The following is a 24,842-nucleotide window of genomic DNA, read 5'->3' as shown; positions in this document are numbered from 1 at the left end:
TGGGCCGACGTCAGTCGAAGATCGGCTCGCGGGTGCGGGTCCGCTTCAGCTCGAAGAAACCCTCGGTACCGGCCACGAGGACGCAGCCGTCGAAGAGGGCGCCGGCAGCCTCCCCCTTCGGGGCCGGGGAGACGACGGGGCCGAAGAAGGCGACCTCGCCGACCGAGATCACCGGGGTGCCCACGTCGTCGCCGACGAGGTCGATGGCCCGGTGGTGACTTTCGCGCAGGAAATCGTCGTGCTCATCGGTGTCGGCGGCCTCGATCAGCTCGGCCGGCAGGGAGACCTCGGCGAGCGCCTCGGCGGCAGCGGCGCGGAAGTCCTGCTGCTCCTCCAGGTGCAACCGGGTGCCGATCGCGTCGTACAACGGCTTGGTGACCTCGTCGCCGTGGGCCCTGCGGGCTGCGGCGATGACCCGGACCGGCGTCCAACCGCGCTCCATCACGAGGCGGTAGTCGTCGGGCAGGTCACGGCCCTCGTTGAGCACCGACAGGCTCATCTGGGACCAGGTGACCTCGATGTCACGGACCTGCTCGACCTCCATGAGCCACCGAGAGGTCATCCATGCCCACGGGCACAGGGGGTCGAACCACATCTCCACGGACTGCTTGGGCATGTCCTCATCGTTGCAGACCCACGGGGCAGATCCCTCGCCGGGCCCGGTGCGTGAAAGCATGGGAGAAACCGTCGATGCGAAGGAGCCCCCGTGCCCGGGAAGAACCTGACCCGTGAGGAGGCCGCGGAACGTGCGGCCATCGTCGCGGTGGACGACCACGCGATCACGCTCGACCTGACGACCTCGCAGACGACGTTCGCGACGACCAGCACGATCCGCTTCACCGCGAAGGGAGGGTCGAGCACCTTCGTCGACTTCATCGGCGATTCCGTGGACGAGGTCGTGCTCAACGGCGCCGCCCTCGATCCCGCCGAGGTCTTCGCCGACCACCGCGTGCGCCTGGATGACCTCGCTGCGGACAACACGGTGACCATCCGCGCGACCGGCCGCTACATGAACACCGGCGAGGGCCTGCACCGTTTCGTCGACCCGGTCGACGGCGAGGTCTACCTCTACACGCAGTTCGAGGTGCCGGACAGCCGTCGGATGTACCCGGTCTTCGAGCAGCCGGATCTCAAGGCGAGCTTCACCCTCACCGTGACCGCTCCCGCGCACTGGCAGGTCATCGGCAACTCCCCCACGCCGGAACCGACGCCCGTGGAGGATGCTGCGGGCCGGGGGCTGGCCACCTGGGCCTTCGCGCCGACCGAGCGGATGAGCAGCTACATCACCGCCCTGGTCGCCGGCCCCTACGACGTCGTGCGCGACTCGCTGACCTCGGGTGGCAAGGAGGTGCCGCTGGGCATCTTCTGCCGCAGGTCGCTGACGCAGTACCTCGACGCGGACAACCTCTTCGCGCTGACCAAGGCCGGTTTCGCCTTCTACGAGGAGGAGTTCCAGCAGGGCTACCCGTTCACGAAGTACGACCAGGTCTTCACGCCGGAGTACAACATGGGCGCGATGGAGAACGCCGGCTGCGTGACCTTCCACGAGATGTACGTCTTCCGTTCCAAGGTCCCCGACGCGCTGGTCGAGCGCCGCGCCCTGACGGTCCTGCACGAGCTGGCGCACATGTGGTTCGGCAACCTGGTGACGATGAAGTGGTGGAACGACCTGTGGCTCAACGAGTCCTTCGCCGAGTGGGCGTCGACGACGTGCCAGGCCGAGGCCACGCAGTGGTCCGATGCGTGGACCACCTTCTGCACCCACGAGAAGGCCTGGGCCTACCGTCAGGACCAGCTGTCCTCGACGCACCCGATCGTCGCGCCGATCCGTGACCTCGAGGACGTCGAGGTCAACTTCGACGGCATCACCTACGCCAAGGGGGCCTCGGTCCTCAAGCAGCTCGTCGCCTACGTGGGACGCGAGTGCTTCCGCGAAGGCATCCGGGCCTACTTCGTCAAGCACGCCTGGGGCAACACGACCCTCGACGACCTGCTCGTCGAGCTCGAGGCCACCTCCGGCCGGGACCTGCGGTCCTGGTCGCAGCTGTGGCTGGAGACGGCCGGGGTCAACACCCTGCGTCCGCTCGTGGAGGTCGACGAGCGCGGCCACTACGTCGACGCGGTCATCGAGCAGACCTACGCCGAGGGCTTCCCGACGCTGCGTCCACACCGCCTCGCGGTCGGCCTCTACGACCTCGTCGACGGGACCCTTGTGCGCCGCGAGCGCATCGAGGTCGACGTCGACGGTGAACACACGCCCCTCCCCCAGCTGGTCGGCCAGCGCCAGGGCGACCTGCTGCTGCTCAACGACGACGACCTGACGTACGCCAAGCTGCGTCTGGACGAGCGATCCCTCGCGACGCTGCTCGCACACCCGACCGCCTTCGATGAGTCGCTGCCGATGTCGCTGTCGCTCGCGTCGGCGTGGGACATGACCCGTGACGCCGAGATGGCCGCCCGCGAGTACGTGGAGCTGGCCCTGCCGGTCCTCGACGGGCTGGACGACTCGACACTGCTGCGCACCCTGCTGTCCCAGGTGTCGACGTGCGTGGGAACCTACTGCGCACCCGAGCACCGGGAGACGCTGCGCGAGGAGGTCGTGACCTCATACCGCTCCCTCGCGCAGGCGGCGGCGCCCGGCAGCGACGCGCAACTGCAGCTGGTGACCGCGCACTCGGGCATGCTCGCGCCGGGGGACGACACCAGCCTCGTCGCGGGCCTGCTCGACGGCAGCACCCCCTTGGCGGGGCTGGCCGTCGACACCGACATGAGGTGGACCCTCCTGACCGGCCTCGCCGCCGCCGGCGAGGCCGACGCCGAGGCCATCGCACAGGAGGCGAAGGGGGACAACACGGCCACCGGCCGTGAGCGCGCCGCGCGAGCCGCTGCGAGCATCCCCACCGCGCAGGCCAAGGAGGCCGCCTGGCAGGCCGGTGTGGTCAGCACCGACACACCCAACTCGGTCGTGGACGCGCACGGACTCGGTTTCGGCCGCACCCACGACCCGGCGCTGCTCACCCCCTTCGTCCAGCGGTACCACGACGCCCTGGAGCAGGTGTGGCAGCAGCGGACCCACGCCATCGCAGAGGGCATCGTCCTGGGGTTCTACCCGATGGCCCTGGCCGGGCCGGACCTGCTCACGGCCACCCAGTCGTGGCTCGACGAGCACCCGCAGGCCCCCGACGGCCTGCGCCGGCTCGTCGCGGAGGGCCGTGACACCGTCGCCCGTGCCGTGCGGGCACAGGAGCGTGACAGCCGTTGATGTCGAGCGGTATCCCGATCATCGACCTCCCGAAGGCCGTTCAGCCGCCATTCGACGATCTCCCCTGGGCTGCCGTGCTCGATTGGCTGCTCGGGGCACCGCTGAGGATCGTCGTGACCATCGTCCTGGCCTACGTGGCCCGGCGTGTGGTGAACCGGGCGATCAACAAGGCCATCGAGAAGTCGATCGAGCGCAGCGAGGCGGCCCAGGCCAAGCGGGACCACAAGCGCGCCAAGGGGATGTCCGCGAACACCGTGCGCGAGCGCTCCCGGCAACGCGCCCTGACGACCGGTTCCCTGCTGCGCAGCATCGCGACGATCGTCATCGGTACGATCACGGCGCTGACCGTGCTGGAGCTGATGGGTATCCCGTTGTCTCCGCTGCTCGCGTCCGCGGGTGTCGGTGGTGTCGCCCTCGGTTTCGGTGCGCAGGCACTGGTGAAGGACTATCTGTCGGGCATCTTCATGATCCTCGAGGACCAGTACGGCGTCGGTGACTACATCGACACCGGCGAGGCCGTCGGTACCGTCGAGGAGGTCTCCCTCCGGGTGACGCGGCTGCGCGACTTCGACGGCGTCGTCTGGTACGTGCGCAACGGCGAGATCCTGCGCATCGGCAACCGCAGCCAGGGCTGGTCGACGGTCATGGTCGACCTGCCCTTCTCCTATCGGGAGGACGTCGACCACGTCATCGACATCATCCGGCTGGCGGTCTCGGCGATGGACGCGGACGAGCACTGGGGCCCGAAGCTGCGCGAGGCGCCGAGCGTGCTCGGTGTCGAGACGATCACCGCCGGGACCGTGAGCGTTCGCGTCTTCGCCACCTGTGCACCCAACGAGAACTGGGGACTCCAGCGCGAGATCCGCCGCCGGGTCAAGGACGCCTTCGACCGCGAGGGCATCGCCGGGCCCCCGCTGCCGCCCATCGGCGGCACCCACACGATCTGAGAGGCTTGACGAGAAGTGGACGCACAACCTTCCGGCACCTTCTACGAGCAGGTCGGGGGCCACGAGACCTTCGTGCGCCTGGTACACGCCTTCTACGAGGGAGTCGCCCAGGACCCGACGCTGCGTGCCCTCTACCCCGAGGCCGACCTCGGTCCCGCCGAGGTGCGTCTGCGGATGTTCCTCGAGCAGTACTTCGGCGGTCCGACGACCTACAGCCAGCAGCGTGGCCACCCACGCCTGCGGATGCGCCACGTCCACTACGCGGTCACGCCGGAGCAGCGCGACCGGTGGATGCGGCACATGCTGGCCGCGATGGACACCCTCCAGCTGCCCGAGTCACACGACGCGGCCATGCGCGACTACTTCCGCCGGGCCGCCGACAGCCTCATCAACGCCGACGACGAAGGAACCCGACTGTGACCGCCCCGGTCCCCGCCCCCCTTCCCACCCGAGACCTGCACCCCGCCTCCGCAGCGGACGCCCCATGGTGGCGCGATGCCGTGATCTACCAGATCTACCCGCGCTCGTGGGCCGACGGCGACGGCGACGGGGTCGGTGACCTGCCGGGCACCACCGCCCGGCTGGAGTACCTGCGCGACCTCGGGGTCGACGCGGTGTGGCTCTCCCCCTTCTACCGCTCCCCCCACAACGACGGGGGCTACGACGTGTCCGACCACCGGGACGTCGACCCGCTCTTCGGGAGCATCGCGGACGCGGACGCCCTCATCACGCGCGCCCACGAGCTCGGCCTGCGGGTCGTCGTCGACCTCGTGCCCAACCACACCTCCTGGGAGCACGAGTGGTTCCGGGCGGCGCTGGCTGCCGCGCCCGGCAGCCCCGAGCGGGATCGCTACATGTTCCGCGACGGCCTCGGCGAGGACGGCGAGCTGCCGCCGACGGACTGGCTGTCCAACTTCGGTGGGGGCGCGTGGACCCGGGTCACCGAGCCCGACGGTACGCCCGGCCAGTGGTACCTCCACCTCTTCGACCCGAGCCAGCCGGACCTGAACTGGCAGAACCCGCAGGTGCGCGCCGACTTCGAGGGGATCCTGCGCTTCTGGCTCGACCGAGGCGTGGACGGCTTCCGGGTCGACGTCGCCCACGGACTGGTGAAGAAGGAGGGCCTGCCCAACTACGACAAGCACCCGGGCGGCCTGCTCGAGGTCACGCACGAGGCCCCGTACTGGGACCAGGACGGCGTCCACGAGATCTACCGCGCCTGGCGTGAGCTGCTCGACTCCTACGGCGTCCCCGAGCGGATCATGTGCGCCGAGGCCTGGGTGGCCCCGGCGGACCGGCTGGCCCGCTACGTCCGTCCGGACGAATTCCACCAGGCCTTCAACTTCGATTTCCTCGAGACCCCGTGGCTGGCCGAGCCGCTGCGCGACGTCATCGCCAAGTCCCTGGCTGCGAGCGACTCCGTGGGCGCACCCGCGACCTGGGTGTTGAGCAACCACGACGTGCTGCGCCACGCGACCCGCTTCGCCCTCCCCCAGGACGCTGCCCGCCCCAACGGAATCGGCGCGCAGGACCCGCAGCCGGACGCCGAGCTCGGGCTGCGCCGGGCCCGGGCGGCGACCGCGCTGATGCTCGCGCTGCCCGGTGGGGCCTACGTCTACCAGGGCGAGGAGCTCGGTCTGCCCGAGCACACGAGCCTGCCCGATGCCGTTCGCCAGGATCCGACCTTCATGCGCACCGGTGGCCTGGAGCGCGGACGTGACGGGTGCCGCGTGCCGATGCCGTGGACGAAGGGGGCCCGCGCCCTGGGCTTCAACACCACCGGGGCCGCATGGTTGCCGCAGCCGCAGAGCTACGCAGACCTGGCCGTCGACGTGCAGACCGGCGTCGAGAGATCGACGCTGGAGATGTACCGCTCGCTGATCGCGCTGCGCAAGGAGCGGGCGCTGGGCCGCGGCGCCCTCGCCGAGGTCGAGGGCCTGGGCGCGGACGTGCTCGGCTACCTCGTCACCGCGCCCGACGGCGAGCGCACCCTCGTCATCGCCAACCTCTCGACAACCCCCGTCGAGCTGCCGGAAGGCGCCACCGCGATCGCGGCCTCGGGCATCCTCGACGGGCGGCAGGTACCCACCGACACGACGGTCTGGGCCACACTCGGCTGAACGACGAAGGAGTCCTCATGGCATCGATCCTGCTGCTCCACTCGGCCCTCGGGCTGCGCCCGGGGGTCCACGACTTCGCGGAGCGGTTGCGCGGGCACGGACACGAGGTCAGCGTGCCCGACTTCTACAGGGGCCACGTCTTCGACGTCGAGGCCGAGGGGATCGCCCACCGGGACGCGCACCCGGAGTACTTCGAGCACGTGCGCGCCGTCGCCGACGAACTGCCCGATGACACGGTGCTCGCCGGGTTCTCGCTCGGGTCCTTTTTCGCGCAGCGCCTGGCCGCCAAGCGGCCCGGGGCACGCGCGGCGATCCTCATGCACTCGGTCGCCGCGCCGCGGCCCCCGTGGTCCGGGGTGCCGGTGCAGGTGCACCGGTACGCCACCGATCCATGGATCTCGCCACCTGATGTCGATGCCCTGGCCGAGGCGGTGCGGGACAGCGGCGCCCCCTTCGAGGACCACGTCACCTCCGGGCGGGGACACCTGTTCACCGACCCGCAGGGCCCTGACTTCGACGAGGCGGCCCGGGACGCGACGATCGAACGCATCCTCGGTTTCCTCGACGAGGGCGAGGCGGCATGAGCCGCGCACTGCCGGCCGAGCGCCTTCCCTACTTCGCCGATGGGGCGCCCATCGGGCTGGCCCACCGTGGCGGGTCGACCTACGAGCCCAATGTCGGCCGGGAGAACACCGTCGCTGCCTTCCGTGAGGCCGTCGAGATGGGCTACCGATACCTGGAGACCGATGTGCATGCGACCGCCGACGGTCGCCTCGTCGCCTTCCACGACGACGTCCTCGACCGGGTCACCGACCGACGCGGCACCATCGCGGACCTGCCGTGGAGCGAGGTGTCCGCCGCCCGCATCAACGGCACCGACGCAGTACCGCTGATGGACGAGCTGTTCGAGACCTTCCCGCAGGCGCGCTTCAACATCGACATCAAGGCGCCGGCAGCCCTCGCGCCCCTGACCGAGGCGATCCGCCGCCACGACGCACTCGACCGCGTGTGCATCGGCTCATTCAGCGACTCCCGGCTGCGCGCGGCACGCAAGGCCCTGGGCCCCCGCCTGGCGACGTCCGCGGGCCCGACCGACGTCGCCACGATGCGGCTGCTGCCCTCGGTCGTCTCCCGCCTGCTGCGCTCCCCTGCGCAGGCCCTGCAGATCCCCGTGACCCACCGCATCGGACCGCTCACCCCCACCGTCGTCACCAGGCGTCTGGTCGAGACCGCCCACCGGTTGGGCAAGCACGTCCACGTGTGGACCATCGACGAGGCCCCGGAGATGCACCGGCTGCTCGACCTCGGCGTCGACGGCATCGTCTCCGACCGGATCGACACCCTCCGGGACGTGCTCGCCGAGCGGGGGCACCCCCTTCGTCCCTGACGGCGATGTCGGCGCCTGTCACGAGAAATACCGGGACACGGGTGCACACAACGCCGTACGGCCGGCGCGCGTCAGCGATGCAGCGCAGCGAGGACCTGCTCGACCGCGGTGGGGCGCCCGGCCACGCTCCACACGTGTCCACGCACCTCGACCTGCTCGGTCCGACCGCCCGCGGCGGACACCAGTGCGGCCCCGGGCAACCAGTCCCACTCCGGGACCGACTGCTGGGCCCACACGCCGACCCGACCGCCCGCGACCGACGCCAGATCGCACGAGCCGGAGCCGAACATCCGCACCGTCGCAGCGCCGGAGATCGCCGCCAGCCACGGCTCGCGCAGGTCGGCATCGGGCAGGACCGCGGGGTGCAGGTAGGTCGCCATCGCCACCTCGGCCAACGGCAGGTCAACCAGCGGCTCCAGCGCGGTGCCGTTGAGCCGCGTCGGCAGCGCACGCCCACCGACCCACGACTCGTCGACCGCGTCCTGGTGGACCGCTCCGAGCACGCGACCGTCCTCGTCGCGCAGTGCCAGAGCGCTGCACCACGTGGACAGCCCCGCCAGGAAGTTGTAGGTCCCGTCGACGGGATCGATGACCCATGTCCGCCCGGACACCGACCCCGCCTCGGCACCCTCCTCACCGACGATCCCGTCATGGGGCCGCAACCTCAGCAGCGCGGCCTCGACGAGCTCCTCGGCCGCGTGGTCGGCCGCCGTGACGATATCGGAGACGGAGGTCTTCTGCTCACCGGCGAGCCCCTCGGAGCGCATCCGCGCCGCGAGCCCCGCAGCACGTCTGGTCAGCTCCACGGCGAGGGTGACGTCGTCGACGTCGACGGGGATGTCCGCAGTCAGGGTGTCCACGAAGCCCACCCTAGGCCGGGATCATCGAGCGATGACGAAGCCCCGGTCGGTGGCCACACGCGTCCACGGCCCGGCCGCGTGGACACTTGCCGCGGACTGCTCGTCGGGTCGCAGGAAGCCCAGGACGTGCAGCCCGAAGGCGGTGCCCGCGGGCACCGGCGGGACCGTGTCGGTGTGCCGGCCCCAGACCCGGGACCGCAGGTCCGCCACGGCGGCGCTGCCGGAGCCCTCGGGAGCCCCCTGTGCGACCTCCTCGATGCCGGCCAGCGCCACCTCCCCCAGCCGGGCATCCGGGACCGCGCCGACGGGTTCCCAGCCGGAGCGGGGCGGGCTCAGCGCGCCCCACGTCGGCTGGGTGGTCATCGGCGGGTCGGGGATCTCGGTTCCGCTGCGGGCCAGGCGGTCGGTCACGGCCCCGAGCGGGACGGTGCGGTCACTGGTCACCGGCTCGGCGAGCGCGAAGGTTCGCAGACCGAGCACCAGGCCGGCACTGCCGAGCCCGCGTCCGGGGACCACGCAGGTCCACACCGCCAGGACGTCACCGACGGCCTGCAGCCGCACGTCCCCGGAGTCGTCGACCCGCCTGGCCCGCGCCAGGTAGGTGGTCAGGTCCTGGGCACTCGCCTCGTCGACCAGCCGAAGTGTCATCGACGTCGCCTCATCGCTGCCGGCTCGCCGAGGTAGGCCCTCAACGCCGACCGCTCGTCCTCGCCGAGCTTCCTCGGTCGTTGTGCTGCTGTATCAAAGGCAACCAGCGTGCTCTCGGCACGGGCGTAGACCGTCTCGCTGTCAGGGTCACCGATGTCATAGGCCATCTCCCAGCTGGCGCCGCCGATGCGGGTGATCCACATCTCGATGCTGACCGGCTCGGGGCGGTAGGTCAGCTGGCTGAGGAACTCGATCTCCTGCCGGGCGAGGAGCACGCCGGACCTCAGCATCCGCTCGCTGCCGCTGGCGTGGAACCAGTGGCTGAAGGCCCTGATGCGCGCCTCCTCGAGGAGACGGTGGTACTGGACGTTGTTGACGTGCCCGTAGGCGTCCATGTCCCCCCACCGCAGGCCGATCTTGGCGGTGAACCGTGAGGAGGACGACGGGTGATCGCTCATGTCCACATCCTCGCACCGCGGTCGTGCTCGTCCCCACCCCGTGCGGTGGGGACGGCGTGGTCACCGGGCTCACCTACGGTGGCTGCATGACCTCCTCCCCCGCGGCCACCACGCTTCTCGACGACGCAACCACGGTCCTGCGACGGCTCGTCGGTCGGGACGACGTGACCTTCCGCGAGGGGCAGTTCGAGGCGATCGAGGCGCTCGTCGGCGGCGGGTCACGGGTGCTCGTCGTGCAGCGCACCGGGTGGGGCAAGTCGGCGGTCTACTTCGTCGCCTCACGGCTGCAGCGGGCGAAGGGGGCCGGCCCGGCCCTCATCGTCTCTCCCCTCCTCGCGCTGATGCGGGACCAGATCGCGGCGGCCGAGCGGGCCGGCGTGCGTGCCGTGTCGATGAACTCCGCGAACGCCCAGCAGTGGGACGAGGTCCGCGGTCAGCTCGCCCGGGACGAGGTCGACGTCCTGCTGGTGAGCCCCGAGCGGCTGAACAACCCCCGCTTCCGCGCCGAGCAGCTGCCTGACCTGACCCGCCGATGCGGCCTCCTCGTCGTCGACGAGGCGCACTGCGTCAGCGACTGGGGCCACGACTTTCGCCCCGACTACCGCCGGATCAAGGACCTGCTCGGCGAGCTCCCCGAGGGCACGCCGGTACTCGCGACGACGGCGACCGCCAACGAGCGCGTCGTGCTCGACGTGGCCGAGCAACTGGCCGCCGGGGCCACCAGCGAGGTACTGACGATCCGCGGCCAGCTCGCCCGCGACAGCCTGCGGCTGGCCGTCCTGCCCCGCTCGGGGATGGACCACCACCTCGCGTGGCTCTCCACCCACCTCGGCCGGCTCCAGGGCAGCGGCATCGTCTACACCCTGACCGTCAGTGCCGCCGAGGACGTCGCCGCGGCACTCACCGCCGCCGGGCACACGGTCGCCGCCTACACCGGTCGCTCGGACGCGGAGGAGCGGGCCGGCATGGAGGAGGCGCTGCGCCACAACCAGGTCAAGGCGCTGGTGGCGACAAGTGCCCTGGGCATGGGTTTCGACAAGCCGGACCTCGGCTTCGTCGTGCATCTCGGGGCGCCCTCGTCGCCGGTCGCCTACTACCAGCAAGTCGGCCGTGCCGGCCGTGCCACCGAGCGGGCGGACGTCGTGCTGCTGCCCGGGCACGACGACGTCGCCATCTGGAAGCACTTCGCCTCCTCGTCGATGCCCCGGGAGGACCAGGCGGCTGCGGTGCTCACCGCCTTGGCGGAGGCCGGCAAGCCACTGTCCACGGCCGCCCTCGAGACCATCGTCGACATCCGCCGCACTCGCCTGGAACTGCTGCTGAAGGTCCTCGACGTCGATGGTGCCGTCCAGCGCGTCAGCGGTGGCTGGATCAGCACGGGGCAGCCGTGGGTCTACGACGCGCAGCGGTACGAGCGCGTCGCCGCCGCTCGCGAGGCCGAGCAGCAGCACATGCTCGACTACATCGCCACCGACGGTTGCCGGATGGCCTTCCTCCAGCGCACCCTCGACGACCCGAGCGCGACGGACTGCGGGCGGTGCGACCGCTGCGCGGGTCCGTGGATCGACGCCGATGTCGCCGAAGACGCCCTGGGTTCGGCCCGTTCCACGCTCGACCGGGCCGGCATCGATCTCGACCCCCGAGCCCAGTGGCCCACGGGGATGGACCGGCTCGGGGTGCCGGTCAAGGGAAAGATCCCACCGGAGGAGGGCATGTCCCGCGGGCGAGCGCTGGCGCGCGTCACCGACCTGGGGTGGGGCCCACGGGTGCGTGAACTGCTCGCGGACGACCAGCCCGTGCCGGAGTCAACCGTGCGTGCCGTCGTGCGAGTGCTCGCCGAGTGGGGGTGGGGCACCCGTCCCGCCGGCATCGTCACCATTCCCTCCCGAAGTCGTCCCTCACTCGTCACCTCACTCGCCGAGCAGCTCGCTGCGATCGGGCGACTGCCCGTCCTCGGCTCCCTCGACCTCGTCGACGGAGGACCCATCGGGCAGCCGGGCGGCAACTCGGCCTACCGACTCTCGGGCGTGTGGGAGCGACTGGAGGTCGGACCGGAGCTCGCGGCCTCGCTGCCCGGGCTGTCCGGCCCGGTCCTGCTCGTCGACGACGTCGCGCACTCCCGGTGGACGCTCACCGTCGCGGCCCGGGCCCTACGACGCGCCGGGGCAGTCGAGGTCCTTCCCTTCGTGCTGGGCATCGACGGCTGAGGACGCCGACATCGCATAGCCTTCGTGCCTGACCCGATGAATTGGAGACGGCTCGTGACCGACGACCTCACCCCCGCCGAGCGCCAGGCGCGCTCCCTGGCAGACCTGCTGTCCGTCCTCGAGCTGCAGCGACTCGGCACCGCGACGATCACCGTCACCGGCATCGACGACACCGACAACGTCAGCAGCCGCGAGGCCGACGTCTACATCGCGGACAGTCTCGTGCAACCCCACCATCGGGTCTACGGCGGCCAGGTCCTGGCCCAGTCCCTCATGGCGGCCAGCCTCACGGTGCGCGACGAGCACCCGCAACGACTCCCCCACTCGCTGCACGCCTACTTCATGCGACCGGGTGACGACACCCAGCCGATCCGCTTCTCGGTGGAGCGGATGCGTGATGGTCGCTCCTTCTCCGCGCGTCGGGTCCACGCGATGCAGCACGGCCGCCCGATCCTGTCCCTGAGCGCCTCCTACGAGGACCCGGCCAACGGCCTGGACCACCACGACGAGATGCCCGACGTCCCGGCACCCGAGGACCTGCCCGCGGTCGCGGACAAGTTCGCGGCCATCGACCACCCACGCGCCCAGTACCTCGTCGGCCGCCCCGTCGACCACCGCTACGTCGACGGCGACATCACGATGCAGCCCGGCGACGCCCGCCGGGCCCGGCAGGACGTGTGGTTCCGTCTCCTCGGCGAGGTCGGCACCGATCCGTACCTCCAGGCCTCGGTGCTGGCCTACATGTCCGACTACACCCTGCTGGAGTCGGTCCTGCGACGCCACGGACGAACGTGGACCGATCCGAGCCTGCGCGTGGCGAGCCTCGACCACTCGATGTGGTTCCACCGGATCGTCGACCCCGCGCAGTGGCTCCTGTACTCGCAGGAGTCCCCCTCCGCCCAGGGCGGTCGTGGGCTGGGCGTCGGGAAGGTCTTCACCCGAGATGGACTACTCACGACGACCATCGCCCAGGAAGGCATGATCCGGGTCAAGGACGACTGATCCGAGGCCTTCATTTTTATTCGCCATTTCCACTACCCGGGGAAATACCACTCCCCGGACTGCCACGCGTCGCCGCCGGACCCCGGCCATGCCGCAATCCCCATGAGATCAAGGGATTAGACCACTAACCTGTTGCGTAATTCACCGCGACGCGGCGACACGACCCTTGCTGGGTCAATTCCTCTTTATCTGGCAGAGTGACGTCCGTGACAGTCTCCGAGGGGTCCACGCGCGGGAGCGCCGGTGCCGGTCGTCCCGGCGCCGGTCTGCTGCGGTCGGCCGTGCGGCGGGACATCGTCGACACCCTGGCCAACCTGCCCGGTCCGCAGCGGACCGAGGGCCTGAGCGCCCGCGAGCTGGGTGACCTCGTCGGACTGCACGTCACGACCGTGCGATTCCACCTGACCCAGCTCGTCGAGGGCGGACTGCTCACCAGCCGCTCGGTACGCACGCCGGGCGCCGGCCGACCGACGAAGAAGTACGTCGTTGCTGCCGGTTCCCTCGACCGCCTGCCGCTTCAGGCCTACCGCCTGCTGGCGACCCTGCTGACCGAGACCTTCGATGCCCGTCACGCGGATGGCCGACACCTGGGCCCTGAAGAAGTCGGCATCGCCTGGGCACAGGAGCACGTGGCCCATCCCGACGCACCCGCACCCGCACGCACCGCCGGCGAGTGGTCGAGCACCGTCGGACGCCTCGTCGACACCCTGCGGGTGTGGGGATACACCCCCAGCGTCCGCACCGAGGACTCCGGACGCACCGCCCGGATCGACCTCGTGGACTGTCCCTTCATCCAGCTCGCCAGAGCCCACCCCGAGGTCGCCTGCGGTATTCACCGCGGGCTGATCCGCGGCACCCTCGACGTCCTCGGCGAGCGCGACGCCGAGGTCTCCCTCGAGCCCTTCGTCGGCCCGACCCACTGCTTGGCCCACGTCACCACCCGGGCGGACTTCGCCCCTTCAGGAGGCAACTCATGACCACCACCCCACGACCCGCCTCGGAGCTCCCCCGCTCCGCAGGCCTGGACGGCTCGCTCTCGTCCGCCCTGGTCGGCACTCGACGCTTCTTCACCAAGGCGGGCATCTCCCAGGACCAGCGCTCGATGTTCGTCGAGGGTGGTCGCGAGGGTGATGTCTTCTACCGGGACCGGTGGAGCCACGACAAGGTCGTGCGCAGCACGCACGGCGTCAACTGCACCGGTTCGTGCTCGTGGAAGGTCTACGTCAAGGACGGGATCATCACCTGGGAGGCGCAGCAGACGGACTACCCGACCACCGGCGCCGACCGGCCGGAGTACGAGCCGCGCGGCTGCCCGCGCGGCGCGGCCTTCTCCTGGTACACCTACTCCCCGACCCGGGTGCGCTACCCGTACGTGCGCGGGGTGCTGCTCGACATGTACCGCAAGGCCAAGGCCACCTACGGCGACCCGGTCGTCGCGTGGGGATCGATTGTCCAGGACGAGGACCTGACCCGCACCTACAAGGCCGCCCGCGGCAAGGGCGGCCTCGTGCGCGCCTCGTGGGCAGAGGCCGTCGAGATGGTCGCCGCCGCGAAGGTCTACACGATCAAGCGCTGGGGACCGGACCGCATCGCCGGCTTCTCTCCCATCCCCGCGATGTCGCAGGTCAGCTACGCCTCCGGTGCCCGCTTCCACGAGCTCATCGGCGCCCCGATGCTCTCCTTCTACGACTGGTACGCAGACCTGCCCAATGCCTCGCCGCAGATGTTCGGCGACCAGACCGACGTGCCCGAGTCCGGTGACTGGTGGGACGCGGCGTACCTGATCATGTGGGGCTCCAACGTCCCGCTGACCCGCACACCCGACGCCCACTGGATGATCGAGGCCCGTTACCGCGGGCAGAAGGTCATTGCCGTCTCGCCCGACTACGCCGAGAACGTGAAGTTCGCCGACGAGTGGGTCGCGGCCGCTCCCGGCACCGACGGCGCCCTGGCGATGGCCCTGGCCCACGTCGTGCTCAAGGAGTACTTCGTCGACCAGCAGGTCGACTTCTTCACCGAGTACAACCAGACCTTCACGGACCTGCCATACCTGATCAGCCTGGAGCAGTCCGAGGACGGGACCGCCTACCGTCCGGGCAAGTTCCTCGTGGCCGGCGACCTGGACCACCCGGAGGCCACGAGCGAGAACGCCATGTGGAAGCCGGCGGTCCTGGACGAGAGCACCGACGAGATCGCGATCCCGCGTGGCTCGATCGGCCACCGCTTCGGCGAGGAGGGCGTCGGCCAGTGGAACCTCGATCTCGGTGACATCCGTCCCCGCCTGAGCCTCTACGGGTCCGACGAGGCCGTCGAGGTCGAGCTGCCGCGCTTCGACAACCTCGAAGGGGCCGCGATCCAGGAGCGCCGGGGGGTTCCGGTGCGGCGCATCGGCGGCCACCTGGTCACGACCGTCCTCGATCTCATGCTCGCCCACTACGGCGTCGGCCGTGACGGCCTGCCCGGGACCTGGCCGAGCGACTACACCGACGCGAGCGTGCCGGCCACGCCCGCATGGGGCGCCGAGCTCAGCGGTGTCCCCGCCGAGCAGATCGTGCGCCTGGCGCGGGAGTGGGCGCAGAGCGCCATCGACACCAACGGTCGCGGCATGATCATCATGGGCGCCGGTGTCAACCACTGGTACCACGCCGACCAGGCGTACCGGACGATGCTCGTCCTCTCCACGATCACCGGCTGCCAGGGCCGCAACGGCGGCGGCTGGGCGCACTACGTCGGCCAGGAGAAGGTTCGCCCGCTCATGGGCTTCCAGCAGATGGCCTTCGCGCTGGACTGGGTCCGCCCGCCGCGCCACATGAACCAGACCGCGTACTGGTACGTCAACACCAGCCAGTACCGCTACGACACCTTCTCCGCCGAGGAGATCAACGGCAGCACCGGGGCCTTCGACGGTCGCACGACCATGGACCTGCTCGCTCAATCGGCCCGGCTGGGCTGGGCCCCGTCCTACCCCCAGTTCGACCGCAGCAGCCTCACCGTGGCCGACGAGGCCGCCGCTGCCGGCGTCCCCGTCGGTGACTACGTCGCCTCCTCCCTGAAGGAGGGCAGCCTGCAGTTCGCGATCGAGGACCCGGAGAACCCGGACAACTTCCCACGCGTGCTCTCCCTGTGGCGCTCCAACCTCTTCGGCTCCTCCGCGAAGGGCAACGAGTACTTCCTCAAGCACCTGCTCGGGACGAGCAACGCGGTCAGGGCGAAGCAGGCCCCGCAGGACCTGCGCCCGCAGGAGATCGCCTGGCCGGAGGAGCTGCCCGAGGGCAAGCTCGACATGCTGATGACCATCGACTTCCGCATGACCAGCTCGACGCTGCTGTCGGACGTCGTCCTGCCTGCGGCCACGTGGTACGAGAAGCACGACCTGAACACCACGGACATGCATCCCTACGTCAACTCCTTCAACCCGGCGATCGCGCCACCGTGGCAGTCCAAGACCGACTGGGAGGCGTGGAAGGAGATCGCCAAGCGCTTCTCCGAGATGGCCGTCGACCACCTCGGCACCCGTACGGACGTCGTGGCGAAGCCGTTGTGGCACGACACCCCCGAGGCGATGTCGGCGGTCCACGGCCGAGTCCTGGACTGGAAGCACGGTGAGTGCGAGCCGGTCCCCGGCAAGACCATGCCGACCATCGCCGCCGTCGAGCGGGACTACACCGCCGTCTACGCCAAGCTGACCGCCATCGGACCGCTGCTCGAGGACGTCGGCATGGTGACCAAGGGCGTGAAGTACGACCCGACGCGTGAGATCACCGAGTTGCGCCAACTGAACGGCGAGGTCCGGGGTGGTCCCACCGCGGGTCGGCCGAAGCTGGACACCGACATCAACGTCGCCGAGGCGATCCTGCGCCTGTCGGGTACGACGAACGGGCACCTGGCGACCGAGGGATTCAAGGACCTGGAGAAGCGCACCGGCCAGTTGATGCACGATCTGTCCGCGGAGCACGAGGGTGCCCACGTGACCTTCGCCGACACCCAGGCGGGGCCGGCACCGGTGATCACCTCACCGGAGTGGTCCGGCAGCGAGTCGGGTGGTCGCAGGTACGCCCCCTTCACGCAGAACATCGAGCGGCTCAAGCCCTTCCACACCCTCACGGGGCGCCAGCAGTTCTACCTCGATCACGACTGGATGCTCGCGATGGGCGAGGGGTTGCCGACCTACCGTCCACCGCTGAACATGACCCGCCTCTTCGGTGAACGCCCCATCGGCGACACCCACCAGGCCGAGGGCGAGGCGGTGTCCGTCGCGGTGCGCTACCTGACGCCGCACAACAAGTGGTCGATCCACAGCGAGTACCAGGACAACCTCTTCATGCTCAGCCTCAGCCGTGGCGGCCAGGCGGTGTGGATGTCCGACCAGGACGCGGCCAAGATCGGGATCAAGGACAACGACTGGATCGAGGCGGTCAACCGCAACGGCGTCGTTGCCGCACGTGCCGTCGTCAGCCACCGGATGCCCGAGGGCACGGTCTTCATGCACCACGCACAGGACCGGCTCATCGACGTCCCCCTGACGGAGACCGATCAGAAGCGAGGCGGCATCCACAACAGCCTGACGCGCATCCTCGTCAAGCCGAGCCACATCATCGGCGGGTACGCGCAGCTGTCCTACTTCTTCAACTACATCGGTCCGACCGGCAACAACCGCGACGAGGTCACGATGATCCGCAAGCGAACGGCTCCGGTCGAGTACTGACACCCACAGGGGCTCCGCCCCGTGCACCCCCGAATAGCTTAGGAGACGACATGCGCGTCATGGCCCAGATGTCGATGGTGATGAACCTCGACAAGTGCATCGGATGCCACACCTGCTCGGTCACCTGCAAGCAGGCATGGACCAACCGGGCAGGCATGGAGTACGTCTGGTTCAACAACGTCGAGACCCGGCCCGGCCTGGGATACCCGCGCGGGTACGAGGACCAGGAGGAGTGGAAGGGAGGCTGGGTCCGTTCCCCCAACGGTCGCCTCAAGCTGCGCGCCGGTGGTCGGATCAACAAGCTGCTCAACATCTTCTCCAACCCGAAGATGCCCAGCATCAGCGACTACTACGAACCGTGGACCTACGACTACGAGACGGTGCTCAACGCACCGGCCCAGAAGAACTTCCCGGTCTCCCGGGCGTACTCGTTGATCTCGGGCAAGCCGATGAACATCGAGTGGTCGGCCAACTGGGACGACGACCTCGCCGGCAGCTCGGAGCACGCCGCCAAGGACCCGATGCTCAAGGGCATCGAGGACAAGGTGAAGTTCGAGTTCGACCAGACCTTCATGTTCTACCTGCCGCGGATCTGCGAGCACTGCCTCAACCCGAGCTGCGCGGCCTCCTGCCCCTCTGGCGCGATCTACAAGCGCGAGGAGGACGGCATCGTCCTGGTCGACCAGCACAAGTGCCGCGGCTGGCGCATGTGCGTCACCGGCTGCCCGTACAAGAAGGTCTACTTCAACCACAAGACTGGCAAGGCGGAGAAGTGCACGTTCTGCTACCCCCGGATCGAGGTTGGCATCCCGACCGTCTGTGCCGAGACCTGCGTCGGGCGACTGCGCTACATCGGCCTGATGCTCTACGACGCCGACGCGGTGCTCGACGCGGCGTCCGTGGAGGACGACCACGACCTCTACGAGGCGCAGCGCTCGGTCTTCCTCGACCCGTACGACCCCGAGGTCCAGCGCGAAGCCGAGAAGGCCGGCATCCCGGGTGACTGGATCGAGGCGGCGAAGAAGTCCCCGGTGCGCCGGCTGATCATGGACTACAAGGTCGCCCTCCCGCTCCACCCGGAGTACCGCACGATGCCGATGGTCTGGTACATCCCGCCGCTGTCCCCGGTCGTCGATGTCATCAAGGACACCGGCTACGACGGGGAGGACCACGACAACCTCTTCGCCGCGATCGACACCCTGCGCATCCCGGTCGAGTACCTGGCCAACCTATTCACCGCCGGGGACGTCGAGCCCGTCGACCGGGTCCTGCGCAAGCTCGGTGCGATGCGCGCGTACATGCGCGACATCAACCTCGGCCGCGACCCGAAGGCGCACATCCCCGAGTCGGTCGGCATGGAGGAGGAGGACATGTACGACATGTACCGCCTGCTCGCGCTGGCCAAGTACGACGAGCGGTACGTCATCCCCACAGCCCACGGCGAGCAGGCCCACTCCCTCGAGGAGCTGGCCACCGACTGCGCCGTCTCCGGCTACGACACCCAGCCGGACGAGGGCTCCGGCCCCTTCGGCGAGGGTTCCGGCAGCGGGTCGCTGACCCCCGTCGCGGTGGACAACTTCCACATGCTGCAGAATCGTCAGACCTCTGACGAGCTCGTCGGGGGCGGCGACAAGTCCGGCCGGGTCAACCTGCTCAACTGGGACGGCAAGGGCACCCCGGAGGGCCTCTTCCCCGAGTCGGACCGCGAGAAGGCGGGTGACTCGCGATGATGCCGTGGCGACGGCACCGACGCAGCGCACCGTCCCTCGGTCCGCAGGCACAGGCCGATGCCTGGCAGCTGATCTCTCTGCTGCTGGACTACCCCGACGAACGGCTGGCCTCCCTTCGACCGCTCCTGCGCGAGAGCGCCAGCGGCCTGCCCGAGCACGTCGGCGGCCCGCTGCTCACCTTCCTCGACCGCTTGGAGACCGTCCCGCTGCAGCAGGTGCAGAGCGAGTACGTCGACACCTTCGACGTCACCCGCAAGTGCTCGCTGCACCTGACGTTCTTCCTCCACGGGGACACCCGCAAGCGCGGAGCGGCCCTCGTGCAGTTCAAGCAGGCCTACCGTGCTGCCGGGGTCGAGATGGCCGAGGAAGGGAGCGAGCTGCCGGATCACCTGTCCGTGATCCTGGAGTTCGGAGCGACCACGGACTCGGCCAGTGCGTGGAAGCTGCTCAACGACCACCGGGTCGGGATCGAGCTGCTCCATCGCGCCCTCACCGACCGTGAGTCGCCGTGGCGTCCGGTCGTCGTCGCACTGCGGGCGACGCTGCCCACCCTCCAGGGCGACGACGAGCAGGCCCTCGCCCGGCTCATCGCCGAGGGCCCACCCCAGGAGGAGGTCGGCATCGACCAGTCCCCGTACGCCATGGACCCCGCTCTCGAGGAGGCAACCGCTGCCCAACCTCCCACGCCCCAGCCGTCCGCCCGGGCCGACCTCGGCCCGACCATCCCCGTAGGAGCCCCCCGTTGACTGACTTCCTCTGGGTCATCGTTCCCTACCTGTGCCTGGCGACCTTCGTCATCGGGCACATCTGGCGCTGGCGCTACGACCAGTTCGGGTGGACCACCCGCTCGTCGCAGCTCTACGAGAGCAAGCTCCTACGCATCGGCAGCCCGCTCTTCCACTTCGGCATGCTCGGTGTCCTCGCCGGGCACATCATCGGCCTGGTCATCCCGAAGCTGTGGACCGACTTCCTGGGCATCAGCGACAGGGCCTACCACGTGCTCGCCCTCGCCGGCGGTATCCCGGCCGGCATCGCCGCTCTCGTCGGACTGGTCATCCTCGTCTACCGTCGGCGCATGACCGGCCCGGTCTTCTCCGCGACGACGGTCAACGACAAGGTGATGTACTTCTTCCTCGGCGCGGTGATCATCTTCGGGATGTGGAACACCATTGCCGGGTCGCTGCTGGAGTTCGGCGGTCACTACAACTATCGCGAGGGCGTCTCCCCGTGGTGGCGCAGCATCTTCCTCTTCCAGCCGGAGCCACAGCTGATGGCTCAGGCACCGTGGGGCTTCAAGGCGCACGCCATGAGCGCGATGATCCTCTTCGCGCTGTGGCCCTTCACCCGCCTCGTGCACGTCTTCTCCGGGCCGATCGGGTACCTCACCCGGCCCTACATCGTCTACCGCAGCCGTGATCGCGTCCGCGGTGACGAGGCCGGGATCAGCGGGCCGCAGCGCGGCTGGGACCACCCGGAGCTGCAGAAGCGCAAGTGAACTACGGTCGGGACATGACCCTGCCAGCCCTCGTCGACCCGGGTCCCGCGCTGACAGGCGAGCAGGTCAGCCGATACTCGCGTCACCTGCTCATGCCGACCATCGGCGAACTCGGCCAGCGCCGCCTGCTGGCGTCCCGGGTCGCCGTGGTCGGTGCCGGCGGGCTGGGCTAGCCGTCGCTGCTCTACCTTGCCGGCGCGGGCGTCGGATCGATCACCGTCATCGACGACGACCTCGTCGACGAGACGAACCTGCAGCGCCAGGTCATCCACGCCTCCGCTGACATCGGTCGGCCGAAGGTCGACAGCGCACTTGAGCGGGTGCGGGCACTCAACCCGGACGTCGCGGTCACCGGCGTGGGCGACCACCTGGGCGCCGCCAACGCGGCACACATCCTGGCCGACCACGACCTCGTGCTCGACGGCAGCGACAACTTCGACACCCGCTATGCGGTGGCCGACGCCTGCGCCGAGCTCGGGATCCCCCTGGTGTGGGCGGCGGTGTTCCGGACCGAGGCGCACCTGACCGTCTTCTGGCCGAGTGCGCCCGAGGGGGTCGCGGCGCCCGGTCTGCGTGACCTGTTCCCGCAGCCACCTGCTCCGGGCACCGTCCCGGCCTGCGGTGACGCCGGGGTGGTCGGTCCCCTCGTCGGGCAGGTCGGCTCGATGATGGCGACCGAGGCGATCAAGCTGATCACCGGCGTCGGTCGATCGCTGCTCGGTCGGGTGCTCTTCATCGACGTCCTCGCCGCGACCCAGCGGGAGATCCCGCTGGCCGCGCGCGCCGGGCGCACGCACTCGCCACGGAAGCCACGCCGACGCGCGACACCGGCGCCGACCTCTGGTGGTGGCGTGACTGCCGTCGTATCCCCCACGGACCTGGCGAGCCGGTTGGACGGGGCACAGGCCCCCTTCGTCCTCGATGTGCGGGACGCCCACGAGCTGGCCGACGGTGTCGTCCCGGGCGCCGCACACATCCCCGTGTCGATCCTCACGTCCGACCCTGCCTCGAGCGCGGACGTCCCGACCGACCGTGACGTCGTGCTCGTGTGCCGCGCCGGCCCACGCGCCGAGCTGGCGGCCACCGCCCTGCGGGCCCGCGGGTACGAGCGGCTCTTCGTCCTCGAGGGCGGGATGCTCGCCTGGTCCGCACCCGTCCCGCACGAGCTGGAGATGCCATGACCACCACCCGACGCACCCTGCTGACCGTCGAGGAGTACCTCGCCGAACTGATGACCGACCTGCTCGGCGGGACCGGGCCGATCCGGCAGACGCAGGACGTGCCGCTGGCGCAGGCCCTCGGACGGGTGCTCGCCGAGCCGGTGCGCGCGGTCGGGGACGTGCCGGCCTTCGCCAACTCGGCCATGGACGGCTACGCCGTGCGGCACACGGACCTGACCACCCTGCCCACGTCTCTGCAGGTCGTGGCCGATGTCGCGGCCGGCTCCGCCGACGACCCTGCGCTCGAGGCCGGGCAGTGCGTGCGCATCATGACCGGCGCCCCCCTACCGAGCGCCGCTGACACGATCGTCCCGGTCGAGCTCACCGACGCCGGGACCGAGGTCGTCGCGATCAACGAGGCACCCGAGCCGGGACGCCACGTGCGCGGCGCCGGTGAGGACGTCCGCGCCGGTGACGTCATCGTCCCCGCCGGCACGAGTGTCACCGGCCGCGTCCTGGGCAGTATCGCCGCTGCGGGTACCGGGACGGTCACCGTCCGCCGCCGCCCCGTCGTCGCCGTCGCGGCGACGGGAGACGAGCTGGTGGCCCCGGGCGGGAGCCTTCGGCGCGGTCAGATCTTCGAGTCCAACGGGACCCACCTCGCCGCGACCCTCCTGGAGCTCGGCGCCGAGGTCAGCCGCTCGGTCGTGCTCTCCGACGAGGCCGACGCCTTCGCCGCCGACCTCGACGAGCTCGCCGACGGCGCCGACCTCGTCCTGCTCACCGGTGGCGTGAGCGTCGGCGCCTTCGACGTCTCCAGGATCGTCCTCGAGCGCTCCGCGCAGGGAGTCTTCCGGCACGTGCGCATGCAACCGGGCAAGCCCCAGGGGTGGGCCCGCTGGAACGGCGTGCCCGTCCTCGCCTTCCCCGGCAACCCCGTGAGCACGGCGATCTCCTTCGAGGTCTTCGGGCGTCCCGTCATCGACCACCTGCTCGGTCGGGAACAGCCGGACGGGCCGACCACCGCGGTCGCTGCCACCGGATGGCGCTCGCCGGCCGGCCGTCGCCAGTTCGTACCCGTGGGCCTGACCAGCGACGAGACCGGACGCCTTCTCGCAACGCCGACCCACCGCCGCGGTTCGGCCTCGCACATGGTCACCTCCCTCGCGGGTGCCCGCGCCGTGGCGATCGTCCCCGAGGACACCGACGAGGTCACCGCCGGCGACCTCGTCGAGATCAGGAGCCTGTAGATGGAGCATCCGCTGACCCACCTCGACCACCGGGGCAATGCTCGCATGGTCGACGTCACCGACAAGACACCCACCGTGCGCGCCGCCACAGCAGCCGGGCGCGTGGTCACCTCCCCCGAGACCGTCGCCCTCCTTCGTGATGGTGCCGTGCCGAAGGGAGACGTGCTCGCGGTCTCCCGCATCGCCGGCATCCAGGCGGCGAAGAAGACCCCCGAGCTGCTCCCGCTCGCGCACGTCATCGGCGTGCACGGAGCGGTCGTGGACCTGCAGATCACCGACAACGGCATCGAGATCACCGCGACGGTGCGCACCGCCGACCGCACCGGTGTGGAGATGGAGGCACTGACGAGCGTCACCGTCGCCGCCCTGTCGGTCATCGACATGGTCAAGGGCCGTGACCGCACCGCCCACATCACCGACGTCCGGCTGCTGGAGAAGACCGGCGGCCGCAGCGGTACCTGGCGGCGGGAGGACAGGTGATTGCCTTCGACGCCGTGGTGCTCGCCGGCGGCGCCGCACGACGCCTCGGGGGGGTGAGCAAACCCGATGTCGAGCTCGCCGGACGCCGCCTCATCGACAGGGCGCTCGTCGCTGTCTCGGACGCCCGCGAGATCGTCGTCGTCGGCGACGTCGACGTCCCCGAAGGGGTGCACCGCACGATCGAGGACCCGCCCCTCGGTGGTCCGGTCGCCGGTGTCGCCGCGGGGGTGGACGTCCTGGCCACGACCGCACCGACGGCCGGCTGGACCGTGCTGCTCGCCTGCGACCTCGCCGACCCGCTGCCGGGGCTCGGCCGCCTCATCGCCGCGTGGGCACACGCCCAGCGCACGGATGCGATCGACACCGACGAGCACGACGGCTGGTGCCTCGCCGACTCGACCGGACGCCCGCAGTGGCTCTTCGGCATCCACCGCACCGAATCCCTGCAGCGGGCCCTGGCCCGCTTCGACAGCCCGCGCGACCGCTCGATGCGCAGCCTGCTCGCCGAGTCGACCCTCGTGACCGTCCCCGCCGCCGACGACGACGTGGCCGACATCGACACCTGGACCGACCACGCCCGCTGGGTCGAACGACTGGAGGACGACGATGACTGACCTGGACGCCGAGCAGACCCGCTGGGCCAACTGGATCGAGGACGCCTGCGCGGCGGTGGGCATCGAGCCCGAGTCGGTCGACGTCCCCGGGATCCACATCCTCACCCGGCAGATCGCGCACGGCTTCGAGCGGCCGATGGCCCCCGTCGGCGCCTATGTGCTCGGGGTCGCGGTCGGGCACCTCGAGGCACAGGGCCGACCGGTGGACCTCGAGTCGATGCGACGGGCCATCGCCGGGACGATCAAGGACCAACCAAACAAGGACGGTGCGTGATGGCACGGGTTCGCTACTTCGCCTCAGCCGCCGAGGCCGCCGGGACCGACGAGGAGCAGCTCGACGGAGCGAGCGTCGGCGAGGTCCTCGCCGCCGCGGAGCGCGCCCACGGTGACCGGCTCGCCGAGGTGTTGACGCGGTGCTCGGTCCTGCACGAAGGCCGCTACGTGGACGACCACGGCGCCCTCGTGCAGGCGAGCGACACGATCGACGTGCTTCCCCCCTTCGCCGGAGGCTGATGAC

Annotated in this window: 23 protein-coding genes and 1 pseudogene; 20 read left to right on the top strand and 4 right to left on the bottom strand. The window is 70.2% G+C overall.

Annotated elements, in window-relative coordinates:
* Nucleotides 1-10: 10 nt before the first annotated feature.
* The gene (locus tag BJY20_RS13350; RefSeq protein ID WP_185992610.1) at nucleotides 11-616 is read right to left on the bottom strand and encodes a mycothiol-dependent nitroreductase Rv2466c family protein; all 606 of its coding nucleotides are present in this window, start codon (nucleotides 614-616) and stop codon (nucleotides 11-13) included.
* Between the two features lie 90 nt (nucleotides 617-706).
* Here BJY20_RS13350 and pepN point away from each other — a divergent pair, with 90 nt between their 5' ends.
* The 6 genes from pepN to BJY20_RS13320 are packed head-to-tail and all read left to right on the top strand — an operon-like array spanning nucleotide 707 to nucleotide 7,716.
* Nucleotides 707-3,262, top strand: a complete 2,556-nt coding sequence (pepN, locus tag BJY20_RS13345; RefSeq protein WP_185991986.1) for an aminopeptidase N — start codon at nucleotides 707-709, stop codon at nucleotides 3,260-3,262.
* Nucleotides 3,262-4,209, top strand: coding sequence for a mechanosensitive ion channel family protein (locus BJY20_RS13340; RefSeq protein WP_185991985.1), 948 nt, complete (start codon nucleotides 3,262-3,264; stop codon nucleotides 4,207-4,209). The genes pepN and BJY20_RS13340 overlap by 1 nt, the downstream gene beginning before the upstream one ends.
* A gap of 15 nt (nucleotides 4,210-4,224) precedes the next feature.
* Nucleotides 4,225-4,629 carry a globin domain-containing protein gene (locus tag BJY20_RS13335; protein WP_185991984.1) on the top strand — a complete coding sequence of 135 codons (405 nt, stop codon included), beginning with the start codon at nucleotides 4,225-4,227 and terminating at the stop codon, nucleotides 4,627-4,629.
* Nucleotides 4,626-6,329, top strand: a complete 1,704-nt coding sequence (locus BJY20_RS13330) for a glycoside hydrolase family 13 protein (protein ID WP_185991983.1) — start codon at nucleotides 4,626-4,628, stop codon at nucleotides 6,327-6,329. The genes BJY20_RS13335 and BJY20_RS13330 overlap by 4 nt, the downstream gene beginning before the upstream one ends.
* A gap of 17 nt (nucleotides 6,330-6,346) precedes the next feature.
* A complete protein-coding gene (locus BJY20_RS13325) occupies nucleotides 6,347-6,913 on the top strand; it encodes a dienelactone hydrolase family protein (RefSeq protein WP_185991982.1) in 567 nt (188 codons plus the stop codon).
* Nucleotides 6,910-7,716, top strand: coding sequence for a glycerophosphodiester phosphodiesterase family protein (locus BJY20_RS13320; protein ID WP_185991981.1), 807 nt, complete (start codon nucleotides 6,910-6,912; stop codon nucleotides 7,714-7,716). Before BJY20_RS13325 ends, BJY20_RS13320 begins: the two co-directional genes overlap by 4 nt.
* 71 nt (nucleotides 7,717-7,787) lie before the next feature.
* Here the strand turns inward: BJY20_RS13320 and BJY20_RS13315 are convergent, their stop codons facing one another.
* Genes BJY20_RS13315 through BJY20_RS13305 form a run of 3 tightly spaced genes read right to left on the bottom strand, consistent with a single transcriptional unit; the run spans nucleotide 7,788 to nucleotide 9,682 of the window.
* Entirely contained in the window at nucleotides 7,788-8,576 is a 789-nt protein-coding gene (locus BJY20_RS13315; RefSeq protein ID WP_185991980.1) for an inositol monophosphatase family protein, read from the bottom strand.
* Nucleotides 8,577-8,597: 21 nt separating this feature from the next.
* On the bottom strand, nucleotides 8,598-9,224 hold the full coding sequence (locus tag BJY20_RS13310; RefSeq protein ID WP_185991979.1) for a DUF8185 domain-containing protein: 627 nt from the start codon (nucleotides 9,222-9,224) through the stop codon (nucleotides 8,598-8,600).
* Entirely contained in the window at nucleotides 9,221-9,682 is a 462-nt protein-coding gene (locus BJY20_RS13305; protein WP_185991978.1) for an acyl-CoA thioesterase, read from the bottom strand. Before BJY20_RS13305 ends, BJY20_RS13310 begins: the two co-directional genes overlap by 4 nt.
* An 86-nt stretch (nucleotides 9,683-9,768) precedes the next feature.
* Here BJY20_RS13305 and BJY20_RS13300 point away from each other — a divergent pair, with 86 nt between their 5' ends.
* From BJY20_RS13300 to BJY20_RS13240, 14 genes and pseudogenes are all read left to right on the top strand, one after another.
* Nucleotides 9,769-11,889, top strand: a complete 2,121-nt coding sequence (locus BJY20_RS13300; RefSeq protein ID WP_185991977.1) for a RecQ family ATP-dependent DNA helicase — start codon at nucleotides 9,769-9,771, stop codon at nucleotides 11,887-11,889.
* 54 nt (nucleotides 11,890-11,943) lie between these two features.
* Nucleotides 11,944-12,891 carry an acyl-CoA thioesterase gene (locus BJY20_RS13295; RefSeq protein WP_343062899.1) on the top strand — a complete coding sequence of 316 codons (948 nt, stop codon included), beginning with the start codon at nucleotides 11,944-11,946 and terminating at the stop codon, nucleotides 12,889-12,891.
* A 206-nt stretch (nucleotides 12,892-13,097) separates the two neighbouring features.
* On the top strand, nucleotides 13,098-13,868 hold the full coding sequence (locus BJY20_RS13290) for a helix-turn-helix domain-containing protein (RefSeq protein ID WP_185991975.1): 771 nt from the start codon (nucleotides 13,098-13,100) through the stop codon (nucleotides 13,866-13,868).
* Entirely contained in the window at nucleotides 13,865-17,596 is a 3,732-nt protein-coding gene (locus tag BJY20_RS13285; protein WP_185991974.1) for a nitrate reductase subunit alpha, read from the top strand. The genes BJY20_RS13290 and BJY20_RS13285 overlap by 4 nt, the downstream gene beginning before the upstream one ends.
* Nucleotides 17,597-17,646: 50 nt before the next feature.
* The gene (gene narH, locus BJY20_RS13280; protein WP_185991973.1) at nucleotides 17,647-19,326 is read left to right on the top strand and encodes a nitrate reductase subunit beta; all 1,680 of its coding nucleotides are present in this window, start codon (nucleotides 17,647-17,649) and stop codon (nucleotides 19,324-19,326) included.
* Nucleotides 19,323-20,072: a nitrate reductase molybdenum cofactor assembly chaperone gene (gene narJ, locus BJY20_RS13275; RefSeq protein ID WP_221935332.1), complete on the top strand. Its 750-nt coding sequence runs from the start codon at nucleotides 19,323-19,325 to the stop codon at nucleotides 20,070-20,072. Before narH ends, narJ begins: the two co-directional genes overlap by 4 nt.
* Nucleotides 20,069-20,821, top strand: coding sequence for a respiratory nitrate reductase subunit gamma (gene narI / locus BJY20_RS13270; RefSeq protein ID WP_185991972.1), 753 nt, complete (start codon nucleotides 20,069-20,071; stop codon nucleotides 20,819-20,821). The genes narJ and narI overlap by 4 nt, the downstream gene beginning before the upstream one ends.
* Nucleotides 20,822-20,835: 14 nt before the next feature.
* Nucleotides 20,836-21,537 (top strand): annotated as a pseudogene (locus BJY20_RS16530) (HesA/MoeB/ThiF family protein); the annotation flags it as partial.
* A gap of 9 nt (nucleotides 21,538-21,546) precedes the next feature.
* Nucleotides 21,547-22,002, top strand: coding sequence for a rhodanese-like domain-containing protein (locus BJY20_RS16525; protein WP_425484178.1), 456 nt, complete (start codon nucleotides 21,547-21,549; stop codon nucleotides 22,000-22,002).
* Nucleotides 21,999-23,231: a molybdopterin molybdotransferase MoeA gene (locus BJY20_RS13260; protein WP_185991971.1), complete on the top strand. Its 1,233-nt coding sequence runs from the start codon at nucleotides 21,999-22,001 to the stop codon at nucleotides 23,229-23,231. The genes BJY20_RS16525 and BJY20_RS13260 overlap by 4 nt, the downstream gene beginning before the upstream one ends.
* Nucleotides 23,232-23,711, top strand: a complete 480-nt coding sequence (gene moaC / locus BJY20_RS13255; RefSeq protein WP_185991970.1) for a cyclic pyranopterin monophosphate synthase MoaC — start codon at nucleotides 23,232-23,234, stop codon at nucleotides 23,709-23,711.
* Nucleotides 23,708-24,325: an NTP transferase domain-containing protein gene (gene mobA / locus BJY20_RS13250; protein WP_185991969.1), complete on the top strand. Its 618-nt coding sequence runs from the start codon at nucleotides 23,708-23,710 to the stop codon at nucleotides 24,323-24,325. Before moaC ends, mobA begins: the two co-directional genes overlap by 4 nt.
* Nucleotides 24,318-24,599, top strand: a complete 282-nt coding sequence (locus BJY20_RS13245) for a DUF6457 domain-containing protein (protein ID WP_185991968.1) — start codon at nucleotides 24,318-24,320, stop codon at nucleotides 24,597-24,599. Before mobA ends, BJY20_RS13245 begins: the two co-directional genes overlap by 8 nt.
* Nucleotides 24,599-24,838, top strand: coding sequence for a MoaD/ThiS family protein (locus BJY20_RS13240; protein WP_185991967.1), 240 nt, complete (start codon nucleotides 24,599-24,601; stop codon nucleotides 24,836-24,838). Before BJY20_RS13245 ends, BJY20_RS13240 begins: the two co-directional genes overlap by 1 nt.
* Nucleotides 24,839-24,842 lie beyond the last annotated feature (4 nt).

Origin of the sequence: Janibacter cremeus, from assembly GCF_013409205.1 — a bacterium.
Lineage (GTDB): Bacteria > Actinomycetota > Actinomycetes > Actinomycetales > Dermatophilaceae > Janibacter > Janibacter cremeus.
This window is presented reverse-complemented; position numbering and strand designations above follow the sequence as displayed.